This window comes from Abiotrophia defectiva ATCC 49176, from assembly GCF_037041345.1.
Classification (GTDB): Bacteria; Bacillota; Bacilli; order Lactobacillales; family Aerococcaceae; genus Abiotrophia.
Genome location: NZ_CP146287.1, coordinates 2015201 through 2029854, shown reverse-complemented (window position 1 = coordinate 2029854; position 14654 = coordinate 2015201). Strand labels below are relative to the sequence as shown.

General features: G+C 47.0%; 13 protein-coding genes. 9 read left to right on the top strand and 4 right to left on the bottom strand.

Annotated elements, in window-relative coordinates; translation table 11 throughout:
• Positions 1-16: 16 nt before the first annotated feature.
• Both V7R82_RS09535 and mnmE read right to left on the bottom strand, forming a co-directional pair.
• A complete protein-coding gene (locus V7R82_RS09535; RefSeq protein WP_338542699.1) occupies positions 17-493 on the bottom strand; it encodes an 8-oxo-dGTP diphosphatase in 477 nt (158 codons plus the stop codon).
• A gap of 12 nt (positions 494-505) precedes the next feature.
• Positions 506-1888 (bottom strand): tRNA uridine-5-carboxymethylaminomethyl(34) synthesis GTPase MnmE, encoded by a 1383-nt coding sequence (gene mnmE, locus V7R82_RS09530; RefSeq protein WP_311467835.1) that lies wholly within the window; start codon positions 1886-1888, stop codon positions 506-508.
• Between the two features lie 239 nt (positions 1889-2127).
• Here mnmE and dnaB point away from each other — a divergent pair, with 239 nt between their 5' ends.
• Positions 2128-3486, top strand: coding sequence for a replicative DNA helicase (gene dnaB / locus V7R82_RS09525; RefSeq protein WP_338543780.1), 1359 nt, complete (start codon positions 2128-2130; stop codon positions 3484-3486).
• A gap of 88 nt (positions 3487-3574) precedes the next feature.
• Here the strand turns inward: dnaB and V7R82_RS09520 are convergent, their stop codons facing one another.
• Positions 3575-5032, bottom strand: coding sequence for an alpha-amylase (locus V7R82_RS09520; RefSeq protein WP_311466476.1), 1458 nt, complete (start codon positions 5030-5032; stop codon positions 3575-3577).
• Positions 5033-5219: 187 nt separating this feature from the next.
• Positions 5220-6332, bottom strand: coding sequence for a sn-glycerol-3-phosphate ABC transporter ATP-binding protein UgpC (locus V7R82_RS09515; protein WP_338542696.1), 1113 nt, complete (start codon positions 6330-6332; stop codon positions 5220-5222).
• A 234-nt stretch (positions 6333-6566) separates the two neighbouring features.
• Between V7R82_RS09515 and V7R82_RS09510 the strand changes: the two genes are divergently transcribed.
• The 8 genes from V7R82_RS09510 (at position 6567) to rlmB (ending at position 14647) form a co-directional block, all read left to right on the top strand.
• The gene (locus tag V7R82_RS09510) at positions 6567-7133 is read left to right on the top strand and encodes a dUTP diphosphatase (RefSeq protein ID WP_338542694.1); all 567 of its coding nucleotides are present in this window, start codon (positions 6567-6569) and stop codon (positions 7131-7133) included.
• A 36-nt stretch (positions 7134-7169) separates the two neighbouring features.
• Positions 7170-8558, top strand: a complete 1389-nt coding sequence (gene radA, locus V7R82_RS09505) for a DNA repair protein RadA (protein WP_338542693.1) — start codon at positions 7170-7172, stop codon at positions 8556-8558.
• A 43-nt stretch (positions 8559-8601) separates the two neighbouring features.
• Positions 8602-9720, top strand: a complete 1119-nt coding sequence (locus V7R82_RS09500; RefSeq protein WP_291427630.1) for a PIN/TRAM domain-containing protein — start codon at positions 8602-8604, stop codon at positions 9718-9720.
• Between the two features lie 16 nt (positions 9721-9736).
• A complete protein-coding gene (gltX, locus tag V7R82_RS09495; protein WP_338542690.1) occupies positions 9737-11209 on the top strand; it encodes a glutamate--tRNA ligase in 1473 nt (490 codons plus the stop codon).
• A gap of 84 nt (positions 11210-11293) precedes the next feature.
• Complete coding sequence (locus tag V7R82_RS09490; RefSeq protein ID WP_338542689.1) at positions 11294-11947, top strand: uracil-DNA glycosylase; 654 nt, start codon at positions 11294-11296, stop codon at positions 11945-11947.
• Between the two features lie 36 nt (positions 11948-11983).
• Positions 11984-13408, top strand: a complete 1425-nt coding sequence (cysS, locus tag V7R82_RS09485) for a cysteine--tRNA ligase (RefSeq protein ID WP_338542688.1) — start codon at positions 11984-11986, stop codon at positions 13406-13408.
• Positions 13405-13800, top strand: coding sequence for a Mini-ribonuclease 3 (locus V7R82_RS09480; RefSeq protein ID WP_070756442.1), 396 nt, complete (start codon positions 13405-13407; stop codon positions 13798-13800). The genes cysS and V7R82_RS09480 overlap by 4 nt, the downstream gene beginning before the upstream one ends.
• Position 13801: 1 nt before the next feature.
• A complete protein-coding gene (gene rlmB / locus V7R82_RS09475; protein ID WP_083316325.1) occupies positions 13802-14647 on the top strand; it encodes a 23S rRNA (guanosine(2251)-2'-O)-methyltransferase RlmB in 846 nt (281 codons plus the stop codon).
• The last annotated feature ends 7 nt before the right edge of the window (positions 14648-14654 follow it).

The following is a 14654-nucleotide window of genomic DNA, read 5'->3' as shown; positions in this document are numbered from 1 at the left end:
TTGACTCCTTTGTAGTTTATGGATGATTATAAAAAATAACATCGTGATTAAGTAGGCGATTATCTTGGGAATAGCTGAATTTGGCTGAAAAGAAGGGTTTCTGCTCTAAAATCCAGCTTAAGAAGATGTGATCCCCTTCCCAACTAGGTCGACTAAGGACTTGGTCGTAGGGTACCCACTCTAGGGTACCTTCATTGCAGTCAATGACTTGGCCCTCAAAATGACGGGCCCGAAAGACATAAGTGTACCAGTCATGGCCAGGCGTAAATTCAGGGAAGACGATAATGCCCACTAATTGTGGCTGATGCAGGGTCAAGCCCGTTTCTTCTTTGGCTTCGCGAATAACGCATTCCTCTGGGCTTTCGCTAGCTTCTAATTTACCGCCGACACCAATCCATTTGCCTTCATGGACATCATTGGGCTTCTTGTTGCGGTGGAGCAATAGCAGAGAGTGGCCATTGTCGATATAACAGATAGTGGCGAGTTTTGGCATGATGTATCCTCCTTATTTACCTAAGCAGAATTGGCTAAAGAGCTTGGTTAAGAGCTCATCTTGAACACTGTCACCAGTGATTTCGCCCAGGGCATCCCAGGCACGGGTATAGTCTATCTGAATGAGATCCACTGGTAGGCTCATGGCACAAGACTGGATGACTTCATCTAAACTGGCTAGGGCTTGGTTGAGCAGATGGGTGTGGCGACTGTTCAAGAGATAGTTGAGGTCGGTAGACTGGAGATTACCGGATAAGAAGCGTGCTGAAATAGCATCTTCAAGGGCGGTTAAGCCGTCCTCAGTCAGGACAGAGGTTTTAATAATGTCCGAATCATCTTGCAGATAACTTGCTAAGTCTTCAATGGTCCATTGGTTAGGTAAATCTTGCTTATTTAAGAGGATGATGCGGGCCTTATTTTGTGTCAGCTCTAAAAGTTCTAAATCCATTGGATCCAGGGCTTGGGCCTGATTCAAAATAAGGAGAATCAGGTCTGCCGATTCGATCATGGCGCGACTCTTTTCTACCCCGATTTGCTCGACTACTTCATCCGTATGGCGAATGCCGGCAGTATCGATAATATGGAGGGGGACACCTTTAATAGAAATATACTCTTCAATGGTGTCACGAGTGGTGCCTGCAATATCGGTGACAATGGCTTTGTCTTCGCCAATTAAGTAATTAAGAAGACTGGATTTACCAACATTAGGGCGTCCAATAATGGCCGTTTTAATCCCTTCACGGAAAAGCTTGCCTTGGGTGGCCTGACGTAAAATCGCGCGGACTTCGCTTTGAACTAGCTCTGCCGTAGAGGCCAGTTGCTGGAGAGAAAGTTCCTCAACATCATCGTATTCTGGATAATCGATGGTGACTTCGACCTGGGCCAAGGTGTTAAGCATGGTGTCGCGTAGCTGACGAATTTTGTGTTTGAGGCTACCTTGAAGCTGGCTCATAGCTGCATCTTTGGCACGACTAGTCTTGGCGCTGATTAAATCCATGATGGCTTCAGCCTGAGATAGGTCAATCCGGCCATTAAGGAAGGCGCGTTGGGTAAATTCCCCGGCTTCAGCCAGGCGAGCTCCTTGGGCTAAGCAAGCATTGAGGATGGATTGGATGGCAACAATCCCGCCGTGGCCGTTGATTTCGACGACATCTTCTGTCGTATAAGAACGTGGGGCTTTCATGACGCTGGTCATGACTTCATCCAAGACTTGGCCTGACTGGGGATCTTGGATATGGCCATAGTGAATGGTGTGACTAGCCACTTGGCTGAGGTCCTTTTCTGGAAAGAGCCGGTTGGCGATGGCGATGGCTTCTGGTCCAGACAGGCGGACTAGGCCGATAGCGCCCTCGCCTAGGGCAGTTGAGATGGCGACAATGGTATCTTGGGTGTACATGGCGGGCTCCTTTCTCTTGTCACAAAAAAAGTGCCTAGACTACCCCCTTGGATATGGCCAGTTGGGGGTAGTAAGCACTTTGACTGCTACTATCAATTCATCTGTATTATATAGAATTTAAAGGGATTTGGCAAGGGTATATCGCCCTACTTGAAAAGGGCTAAGACATTTAGTAAACTACATATGAGTAGAAAGAAGGGAACCTAGTGACAGAATTAAATCTTAATGAGCAACGAATAATGCCTCATAATATTGAAGCTGAACGTGCGGTGCTAGGTGCTTTATTCCTAGATCCACGTAAAATCGGGACCGTCCAAGCCATTATCAGTGAAGATGACTTCTATAAACGATCCCACCAATTGATTTTTAATGCCATTGATGTGGTATTTGACCGCAACGGGGCCTTGGACTTCGTCATGGCGGTCAACCAACTGGAAGCCTATGATGCCCTAGAAAATGCGGGAGGCGCCAGCTATCTGGCAGAATTAATCGAAGCGACACCAACGGCAGAACACGTGGAGTATTATGCCAATATTGTCAAACAAAAATCGACCTTGCGACGTCTGATTGCGGCCACCACAACCATTAGTTCGGAAGCCTATGATGAGTCTGATAGCGTTGAAAATATTGTAGATCGCAGTGAGAAGCTGATTCTCTCAATCGGGGAAGGTAGCCAGGTTAATAAGCCAAAAGAAATGCGCCACCTAGTGGTGGAAGCCTATGACCGTGTGGTTAAGCTTTCGGAAGAAAAACGCGACATTACGGGACTAGCTACGGGCTATCATGATTTGGACAAGATGACTTCAGGTTTCCAAGGCGATCAGTTAATTATTATCGCCGCCCGTCCTTCAGTAGGTAAGACGGCCTTTGCCCTCAATATCGCCCAGAATGTGGCTACCAAATCCAAGGTGCCGGTTGCCATCTTCTCACTAGAAATGGGGGCGATTGACTTAGTCTATCGGATGGTCTGCGCAGAGGGAAATATCTTTGCATCCAACATGAAGACGGGTCAACTAACCGAAGATGAGTGGTCTAGCTTTACCATTGCGACCGATACGCTTAAGAATGCTAAGATCTTTATCGATGATTCAGCGGGGATTAAAGTCTCCGAAATTCGGGCCAAATGTCGCCGACTCAAGCAGGAAAATCCTGACTTGGGCTTGATTGTCATCGACTACCTGCAATTGATTGAAGGGAACGGTCGTGAAAACCGCCAACAAGAAGTTTCTGAGATTTCACGCCAACTCAAAAAATTAGCCAAGGAATTGCATGTGCCAGTTATTGCCTTGTCCCAGCTCTCACGGGGCTTGGAACAGCGGCAAAACAAGCGGCCAATTTTAAGTGATATCCGGGAATCCGGGTCTATCGAGCAGGATGCGGATATCGTGGCCTTCCTCTATCGTCACGATTATCACCGCCATGATGAGCCGGGCGACGAGCCAGACCATGACGATTCCTTGCCAGATAACACGATTGAAGTGATTCTGGCTAAGAACCGGTCAGGAGCCCGGGACACCGTCAACTTACTCTTTAAGAAAGAGTATAACAAGTTTTCTAACTTGTCTTATCGCCCAGAAGATCAAGTAAATTATCAATAAAAAATAAGGCTGAGACTCAAGTCTCAGCCTTTTGCTTTCCCATTATATCATATATGATATAATGGGAAATTTATCTACTATTAATTGCTTAATCAGCTAAAATCCAAGCAGAGACAGAGCCACCATGAACTGGGAAATCAGCCCAACCGTCTTCTTCGATGGTGATGCTGGCTTCATGATGTTCTAAGCCATCGCGGAAAGTGCGGCCAGCCCATTCAGAACCCAAGAAGAGGCGCTTGCTAGCATCGTCTTTGTTGGAGAGAATAACTGCCAATGGCCGGCCATCATTTTCTTCATTACCAGCCCGAGTCCAAGCAATACAGTTAGGATCATCGAGATAGTCAGTTTCTTGACCATAGGCATGGTAAAGCCGTAGGTTGAGCAATTTATCGATGACTTCCTGGAAGGATTCTTGGGCAAAGTCCCCTTGGATACCCATGTAGTCGCCATAGAAGACACAAGGTAAACCGGATTGGCGCAAGAGAATCATGGCATAAGCCAGAGGCTTGAACCATTCTGCTACGGTCGATTCAAGGGCTTGACCCCGTTGGGTATCGTGGTTATCAACGAAGGTAACCGCCGATTCTGGGTAGTTTTGCATGAGAGTTTGGTCGAAAATCTTACTCAAGTCGTAGTCTGCCCCAGCTTGACCGGCATCGAAGAAGTTCTGGTGGAGCTTGACGTCTACTAAGTCATAGTGAAAGTCAGTTTTCTCCAAATATTGGCTATTGGCTTCTTCGTCGCCATTCCAGAATTCACCGAAGACATAGAAATCATCGCCATAGTGTTCGGTTAAGTCCCGGATAAAGTTTTTCATGAAGAAGGAATCGATGTGTTTAACGGCATCTAGGCGGAAGCCGCGAACTCCGGTTGTTTCAATAAACCAATGGGCCCAATCATAGAGATGTTGGACCACTTCCGGATGCTTGAAGTCGATGTCATCATACATAAGATAGTCATAGTTACCGTTCTCGTCGTCAACGAGCGTGTCGTCAGCCCAACCCTTATTATCCCCTTGAATCAGATAAATACCGGATCGGTTACGGCCAGCGTCATAGTCGGTCCCTGTAAAGTGATACCAGTGCCAGGTGAAATCATTGTAGGCTTTCTGGCGACCATCAAAGGTGAAGCAAGTCCAACCTTCAATTTCGAAGGGTTCAGAAATGGCTTCTTGACGATTGTTAGGATTCATCTCAATGACCGTAAAGCGTTCCTTGTGGTCGGCGCCGGCCTTGTGGTTGAGGACGATATCAGCGATGGGGTCAATCCCGTTAGCTTTCAAGGTTTCAATCAGATTGAGATAGTCGTCTTTTGTTCCGTATTTAGTAGGGATGGTCCCCTTCTGGTCGAATTCTCCCAAGTCAAACAAGTCATAGACGCCATAGCCGACGTCGTCTTTGTTGGTGCCTTTGAAAGCAGGCGGGAGCCAGATTTTGCGAATGCCCTTGGCAGCCAATTCTGGAGTTAGTTGGGCAAGTCGATTCCAGTGCTGGTGGTCACTCGGCAGATACCATTCAAAAGCTTGCATTAAAGTCTGGTTTTGCATGGTGCGAGCCTCCTTTTACAATTTGTATGGCTCTATTCTAGGACGATGGCAGGCAAAAATCAACTGATACCGGTCCCTAAATGACGGATGTTAGGGACTTGTCACAGATTTGAGGTGCAATTGTCGTCAGATAGACGCCAAAAACCCTCCTCAGATGAGGAGGGCCGGAGCGGTAGACGAGTTAAGCTTAAGCTTCTTCGCGAATTACTAATTCGGTTTCTGAATCGAAGAAGTGAGCCTTGTTCATGTTGAAACCGAGTTCTACGGTTTCACCTGGGTTGTGGTAGTCACGTGCATCCACACGAGCGATGAATTCAGTGTCCCCAACTTTAGAGTAAAGCATAGTTTCTGCCCCTAATAATTCAGATACGACAACTTCTGAACGAACTACTGATTTTGGATAGGAGTCTAAGAAGATTTGTTCAGATTGAATGTCTTCTGGACGAATACCAAAGATGACTTCCTTGCCTTCGTAGCCACGTTCTACTAAGTAGCGACGTTGTGGATCTGTTACTTCTAGAGTTAAGTCGTGGCCATTGCTGATAGTGCCGTTTTCGAATTTAACTTTGAAGAAGTTCATGGCAGGAGAGCCAATAAAGCCAGCAACGAAGACATTGTTTGGTGTATCGTAAACTTCTTGCGGGCTACCGATTTGTTGGATAATCCCATCTTTCATGATGACAATCCGGCTAGCCATGGTCATAGCTTCGGTTTGGTCGTGGGTTACGTAGATGGTAGTAGTGTTCAAGCGTTGGTGTAATTTTGCAATTTCAGCACGCATTTGTACACGGAGTTTAGCATCCAAGTTAGAGAGCGGTTCGTCCATGAGGAAGACTTTAGCGTCGCGGACAATGGCACGACCCAAGGCAACACGTTGACGTTGACCACCAGACAAAGCAGCTGGTTTACGGTCTAAGTATTGAGTTAAGCCTAAAATTTCAGCTGCGTTCTCTACACGTTGTTTGATTTCTTCTTTTGGATATTTACGAAGTTTCAAACCGAAGGCCATGTTGTCGAAGACAGTCATGTGTGGGTAGAGGGCGTAGTTTTGGAATACCATGGCGATGTCGCGGTCTTTAGGTGCCACGTCGTTCATAAGGCGGTCGCCAATCCATAATTCCCCTTCAGAAATATCTTCCAAACCGGCAATCATACGTAATGTAGTGGACTTACCACAACCAGAAGGGCCAACGAAGACAATAAATTCGCGGTCTGCGATGTCTAAGTTAAAGTCAGTAACGGAATAGAAGTCGGCATTATCGTATTTCTTGTGGATACCTTTTAATTTCATTTCTACCATAGGAAAATTCGCTCCTTATTGATTGATTTTATTGACATCTACAGTGTAATTGAAAACGGTTTACAATTCCATTGACAAACTGCACAAATTTCTTCGGCAGATTGTACAAAAAGTAAAAGGTTTTCTAAAAAGAGCAAGAAAGTGTGATTTTTCAAGCACTTTTATTGCTTTTATTACCCTATTGGTCGGGAAATTTGGTAAAATAGAGATGATTCAGTAGAAAAGGGGTGTCTTATGACCCAGGAAAGAAAACGTGGCTTTGAAGTCATCACTAGCTACCAAGATAAAGCCATCCAACTGCCACAGCGAGCGACCCATCATGCCGCTGGTTATGATTTGGAAGCGGCAGAAACCATTGTGGTTCCGTCTTACTGGCGACAAGTTTTCCGCTATTTAGCCATGGAAATGAAACAATGGATTCATGCCAAACCAACCCAAAAGGAGCCAACAGAGGATCCACAGCGCTTGTTGAAACCAACCCTTGTGCCTACTGGGCTTAAGGTTTATATGCAGGAAGACGAATACTTACAAATTATTAACCGCTCTAGTAACCCGCTCAAGCGTTTCTTGCAGGTTCCTAACGGAGTGGGCGTCATTGATGCAGACTACTATAATAATCCTAGCAATGAAGGGCATGTCTATGTTCAACTTAGCAACTTTGGGCTCTTTGACCAAACCATCCAAAAAGGTGAGCGCATTGCCCAAGCCATCTTCTTACCTTTCTTGAAGGCAGATGGCGACCATGGTGGGCAGGCTGCCCGCGAAGGAGGCTTCGGCTCCTCTGGTCATCACCAACAATAGGCTCTAAGGACTAGAGCCAAAGAAAGAAGGAAAGCTATGGCCAAGAAAAAAGTAAGCTACGAATGTATGGCCTGCGGCTATGAATCGGCTAAGTATCTGGGTAAGTGTCCTAATTGTGGCGCTTGGAATCAGATGGAAGAACAAATTGTCCAATCGACCATTAAGACTGAGAAAAGCCAGTTCAAGGTTTTGACCCAGCGCGGTGAAGGTGCCAACCGGGCTCAACGCCTAGAAGAAATCACCTACAAGGCTGAAACGCGGACCCATACCAATTTCCAAGAGTTCGACCGGGTCTTGGGGGGCGGGGTGGTAGCCGGCAGTTTGGTTCTGATTGGGGGCGATCCTGGGATTGGTAAGTCTACCCTCTTGCTCCAGGTCTCGATTCAACTGGCTAATCTAGGTCAGACCGTCCTCTATGTTTCTGGGGAAGAGAGTCTCTCCCAAATTAAAATGCGGGCGGAACGCCTATCACTCAAGGACAGTCATTTCTATCTCTTATCGGAGACGGACTTAGCAGTTATTGCTGGCGAAGTTCAGCGTATTGCTCCAGACATTTTGATTATCGACTCTATCCAGACCATGCAACTGGCAGATCATACTGGGGTGGCGGGAAGTGTTTCCCAATTGCGGGAAGCTACCGCTATCTTAATGCGGATTGCCAAGGATAATAATATTGCGACCTTTATTGTCGGTCACGTGACCAAGGAGGGCAATATTGCAGGGCCTCGGATGTTGGAACACATGGTGGATACCGTTCTCTACTTTGAGGGCGAGCGCCATAATCGTTTCCGGGTCTTGCGAGCCGTGAAAAATCGCTTTGGCTCCACACATGAGTTAGGGGTCTTTGAAATGCTGGAAGCAGGTTTGGAAGAAGTAACCAACCCTTCAGAACTCTTCCTGGAAGAACGTTTGGCTGGCGCGACGGGTTCGACTGTTGTGGCTTCGATTGAAGGGACGCGGCCGATTTTGGCGGAAATCCAGTCTCTGATGACTCCAACTGTCTATGGGACTGCCAAACGCACCTCCTCGGGGATTGACTATCAACGCGTGTCACTGCTCTTGGCAGTTATGGAAAAGCACTGCGGTCTGCTGGTGCAAAATCAGGATGCCTTCTTCAAGATTACAGGCGGCGTTAAATTAGACGAGCCGGCAATTGATTTGGCCATTGCAGTCAGCATCGCGTCTAGTTATTGGAATCAGGCCACTAAGATCGAAGATTGCTTCATCGGCGAAATTGGTCTGACGGGGGAAATCCGACGGGTTAGCCAAATCAAGGAGCGCCTCAAGGAAGCTGCCAAACTGGGCTTTAAGCGAGCCTATATTCCCAAAAATAATCTAGCAGGCCTGGATCAGACAATAGCAATCGAAATTGTGCCAGTGGCCACTATCCAGGAAGCCATTCATAAGGTCTTCCCCCGCCAATAGGGGGAGGCCATCATTATAAAAAAACAGGAAAGGAGGAAGGTTTATGTTTAAACGTATTGTCTTAATGGTTTCAGCCATTATCGGACTGAGTTTTGGCGTCTCCTTTGGGGCTTCTATCTGGCCGTGGTTACATTTAACGCAAGTTTTCTTGCAGAACACCTACTTTAACGGTTTATTATTCGCAATTATTTTCGCCCTCTTGGGAAATCTCGCCTCACCTTTGTTAGCTCGTTGGATTCGCAAGACACAAGAAATCTTAAACAAACAAACCACCTCAACCATCTTCTTCGGGACTATTGGTGGGGTTGTCGGTCTGATTATCGGCTATCTCATCTCACTCCCCTTCTCTAATTTGCAAATTCCCTTTATCTCTAACGCCCTGCCCTTGGTTTTGTCGGTCATCCTATCCATTGTTGGCTACCAAACTGCAACCAGTCGGCAGGATGAATGGCGAACGATTTTTAGTCGCTCTGCTAGCAAGCGGGAAAAACAGGAAAGCCGTATCTTGGAGCGCAAGGCTGGCGAGAATTTCCACCGCTACAAACTCTTAGATACTAGCGTTATCATTGATGGGCGGATTGCCGACATTGCCAAGACCCACTTCTTAGAAGGGGTACTCGTGATTCCTAACTTTGTGCTTAAGGAATTGCAGTTCATCGCGGACTCAGCAGATTCGCTCAAACGTGCTCGTGGTCGCCGAGGGCTGGATATTCTCAACAGCTTGCAAAAAGAATCGCTCATTCCAATCGAATTTTATGATGGGGATTTTGACGATGTGCCAGAGGTTGACAGCAAGCTGATTCGTTTGGCAAAATTAATTGATGCAGCCGTCGTCACAAACGATTATAATTTAAATAAGGTCTGTGAATTTCAGAATGTCACCGTCTTTAACATCAATGCCTTGGCCTTAGCAGTCAAACCCGTCGTGATTCCTGGCGAAATCATGGAAGTCACGGTGGTTAAGTCCGGGACCGAGCGCAAACAAGGGGTTGCCTATTTGGATGACGGGACCATGATTGTGGTCGAAGACGGGCAACATTACATGAATGAGCGACTGAAAGTCATTGTTACTAGCGCCCTTCAAACTAGCGCTGGGCGTATGATTTTCGCTAAGCCCGCTCACTCGCAAGATAAAATCGAAACCAAGCAGTCACATTACTAAGGAAAGAGGAAACTACATGACTTCAAAAGTACGTGTGCGTTATGCACCAAGCCCAACAGGAGAATTACACATCGGGAATGCGCGGACTGCGCTCTTCAACTATCTTTTCGCGCGCCACTATGGCGGGGACTTCGTCATTCGGATTGAAGATACCGACTTAAAACGTAATCTTGAGCATGGCGAGAAGAGCCAGCTAGATAACTTAACCTGGTTGGGGATGGACTGGGATGAAGCGCCTAATAAGCCAGGCCAAGTGGGTCCTTACCGTCAGTCAGAGCGTCTGCATATTTACAACCCACTGATTGACCAACTCTTGGCAGAAGGCAAGGCCTACAAGTGCTACATGACGGAAGAAGAATTAGAAGCAGAACGTGAAGCCCAACAAGTCCGTGGCGAAATGCCACACTATGGTGGCCAACATGCCCATCTAACGCCTGAAGAAGAAGCTGCCTTTGAAGCGGAAGGCCGTGTACCGGTTATTCGTTTCCGCGTGCCAGAAGATGTGACCTATGAATTTGAAGATCTGGTTAAGGGTCCGATTACCTTCGAATCACGCAGTGTCTCTGGTGACTGGGTGATCCGTAAGCGCGACGGCATGCCAACTTATAACTTTGCGGTAACGGTCGATGACCACCTTATGGGTATTACCCATGTATTGCGGGGGGATGACCATATCGCTAATACACCTAAGCAAATGATGATTTATGATGCTTTCGGTTGGGACTACCCACGTTTTGGTCACATGACCTTAATCGTTAATGCTGAGACTCATAAGAAACTCAGCAAACGTGACGGTGCTATCTTGCAATTTATCGAACAATACCGTAACCTGGGCTATTTACCAGAAGCTATCTTCAACTTTATCGCCCTCTTGGGCTGGTCTCCAGTCGGGGAAGAGGAAATTTTTGGTCGTGACCAGTTAATTGAGCTCTTTGACTATGAACGTTTATCTACCTCACCAGCTTCCTTCGACACCAAGAAATTGGAATGGATTAACAATACCTACATGAAGCAAGCGAGTCTTGATGAAGTGACGGCACTGGCCTTGCCACACCTGATTGAGGCAGGTCGTGTATCGGCTAATCCATCAGAAGAAGAGTTAGCTTGGGTGACTAAGGTCGTCTCCCTCTTCCACGAACAAATGTCTTATGGGGCAGAAATCGTATCTCTGTCTAGCCTCTTCTTCAACGATAGCTTAACAATCGATGAAGAAAGTCGCGAGGTTTTAGCAGGCGAACAAGTGCCGGCTGTCTTGGCGGCGGTTCGCGAGAAGTTAGCGAACTTAGAAGACTTTGAAGCAGCGAATATTAAAGCTTGCATCAAGGAAGTGCAGAAGGAAACAGGCGCCAAAGGGCGTGGCCTCTTCATGCCAATCCGGATTGCTGTGAGTGGCCAAATGCATGGGCCAGAATTACCGGCATTAATCGAAGTCTTAGGCAAAGAAAAAGTCCTATCCCACATTGACCAAGTAGCAGCGCTCTTGGCATAAAATTCAAGATGACTATAAGAGGCTGGGGCACTTGCCTCAACCTCTTTTGTTTTAAGGCATCTGCTATCTAAGGAGGCTCCCTATATGTCACACTCTGCCTGGCATCAAGCCATTAAGGAAGAACTACCCGTAGGTTATTTTAGCCAAATTAATCATTTCATGGACCAAGTTTACGGCCAAGGAAGGATCTACCCGCCACGTGACCGAGTCTTTAATGCTATCCAAACGACCGCCTTAGAGGATGTCAAGGTGGTTATTCTGGGGCAAGATCCCTACCACGGGCCAGGTCAGGCACAAGGATTAAGCTTTTCTGTACCTAATGATTTGCCTGCCCCCCCTTCTCTTCAGAATATTCTCAAAGAATTAGCGGATGACATTGGCGTCAAGCCCAACCATGACTTAACGACTTGGGCCCAGCAAGGAGTTTTACTACTCAATGCCTGTTTGACCGTTCCAGCCGGTATGGCTAATGGCCATGCAGGTCAGATTTGGGAGCCATTTACCGACGCCATCATTCGGGTCGTCAATCAACAGGCGCAGCCGGCTGTCTTCATCCTGTGGGGAGCCTATGCCCGCAAGAAGAAGGCCTTGATTACCGCTAGCCAGCACTTGGTGATTGAATCAGCGCACCCTAGTCCCCTATCTGCTTATCGCGGTTTCTTTGGCAGTCGACCTTTTTCACGAGCCAATGCCTTTTTAGAGGCACAGGGTCAGACACCAATTAATTGGCTTAGCTAGGGCCTTTTTACTATTTTAACGCAAAGGAGCAATACTATGGCAATACAAGTCTATAATACCTTGACACGGCAGAAGGAAGTCTTCCGTCCCATTAAAGAAGGGCAAGTGGCTTTCTATGTCTGCGGTCCGACCGTCTATAACTATATCCATATCGGCAACGCCCGTAGCGCGGTAGCCTTTGACACTATTCGGCGTTACTTCCAGTATCGAGGTTATCAAGTCAATTATGTCAGCAACTTCACCGACGTTGACGATAAAATTATCAAGGCAGCGATTGCTGAAGGTTCAACTCCTGAAGCCATTGCTGACAAGTATATTGCGGCCTTCAAGGAAGATACTGGCCAGCTCAATATTCAACCGGCGACCGTCCACCCACGGGTTATGGAAAATATTGAGGAGATTATTGCCTTCGTCCAGACCTTAATCGAAAAGGGCCATGCCTATGAATCAGAAGGCGATGTTTACTTCAAGACGGATTCCTTCAAGGACTATGGCCATTTATCTGACCAATCGCTAGAAGATCTATTGGTTGGCGCTAGCGAACGTTTGGATCAGGTAGTTGCAGAACGCAAGGCTAATCCTCTGGACTTTGCCCTCTGGAAGACTGCCAAGCCTGGGGAGATTGCCTGGGATTCGCCGTGGGGGCCGGGCCGTCCTGGTTGGCATATTGAATGTTCAGTTATGGCCACTAAGTACCTAGGTGATACGATTGATATTCACGGGGGCGGGCAAGACCTCACCTTCCCTCACCATGAGAATGAGATTGCCCAGTCTGAAGCTTGCACCGGCCATACTTTTGCCCATTACTGGCTCCACAATGGCTTTGTGACCATTGGGAAGCAAGATGAGAAAATGAGTAAATCCCTGGGGAACTTTGTCCTTTTGCGCGACTTGTTAGGAGCCTACGACCCTATGGTCATTCGCTACATGTTGGCGACAACCTACTACCGTCGTCCTTTGCGCTATGATGAGGCAGTGATTACCGAAGCACAAGCCAATGTCAGCAAATTACGGGAGGCAATTCGTCGACTCAAGCACCGTCAGGAGCAAGCTAGTGCAGACCTTGAAGGTCATGAGGCTTGGTTAACTGAGATTAGTGGCATTCAAGAGCAATTTGTGACCGCTATGGATGATGACTTTAATGCTTCTAATGGGATTACAGCTCTCTTTGATTTGGTCAAGTCCCTGAACCGCTACCTGGAGCTAGAAGTAACTAGCCAGGGTGTTCTGTCACTTTATGACAAAGTCCTACATGATTTATTAGCAGTATTTGGCTTGGATTTAGAAGATAAAAGCAATAGTATTGATCAGGAAATTGAGGCGCTGATTGAGGAACGCCGTCAAGCCCGGGCCAACAAGGATTTCGCCCGTAGCGATGCGATTCGTGATCAACTCAAAGAGCAAGGCATTCTCTTAGATGATACGCCTCAAGGTACGGTTTGGAAGCGAGTGAATCGATGAATCAAGTGGATCAATTAAATGGGGCTGCCCTAGCCTATATTGGGGATGCTATCTATGAGGTTTATGTCAGACAGCATGTCATTGCCTCTGGCTTGACCCAGCCCAATCGTCTGCATCGGGCAGCGACCCGCTATGTAGAGGCCAAGGGCCAGGCCTATGCCATGCAGTGTCTGCGGGACCAAGAGACCTTAAATGAAGAGGAATTAACTATCTATAAGCGGGGGCGCAATCATAAGGCTAATACCAAGGCTAAGAATGCCAGCATTGGCGATTACCGCCAAGCAACAGGCTTTGAAGCCCTACTTGGCTGGCTTCATCTCTCCGGGCAAAGTCAGCGTTTGGAGGAGTTGATTGCCCAGTCTCTAGCCCTGATCGATCAGAGAGGACAATAGAATGAAATATGATACAAGTCGGTCGCGCAAATCAACTAGTAAGCGACAAACGCATAAAAAGAAATATGATGAAACAACAGACAAGAAAATAGAAAATAATCAAGAAGTATCTTCCCAAGAGGAAATTATCTTTGGCAAACACGCGGTAATGGAAACCCTTAAAAAAAATAAGGGGATAAATAAACTTTTTTATCAAAAAGGGCTGGCAGATTCTAAAATAAGTAGTATAATAGAATTAGTAAAAAACCACGGCGGAATTTTTCAAGAAGTTCCGAAAAGTAAACTGGATGAATTGACCCAAGGTGCTAATCACCAAGGGTTGGTTCTCACCGTGCCTCCTTTTGATTATCAGACCATAGAAGACTGCCTTGCCTTGGCCGAAAGTAAAGGTCAGCCTCCTTTCCTACTGATTCTTGATGGGATTGAAGATCCTCATAATTTGGGGTCCATTCTTCGCACGGCGGATGCTTTTGGTGTCCACGGAATCATCATTCCTAAGCGTCGCGCAGTCGGTTTAACAGGCATTGTTGCCAAGACATCCACAGGGGCTATCGAACATGTGCCCGTTGTTCGTGTTGCAAATATCGCTCAGACCATTGAACTGCTACAAAATCAAGGGATCTGGGTCTTCGCCACGGATATGGCGGGAGAAGATGTGCGCCAGTGGAATAGTCAAGGGCCTTTAGCGATTGTCATTGGGAATGAAGGTCAAGGGGTCTCTCCTCTTGTGAAGCAAAAAGCAGATGGCATAGTCACCATCCCAATGGTGGGACATGTCCAAAGTCTTAATGCTAGCGTGGCAGCAGGCGTATTGGTTTATGAAGTTGCCCGGCATCGGATGAATTAGGGGAATC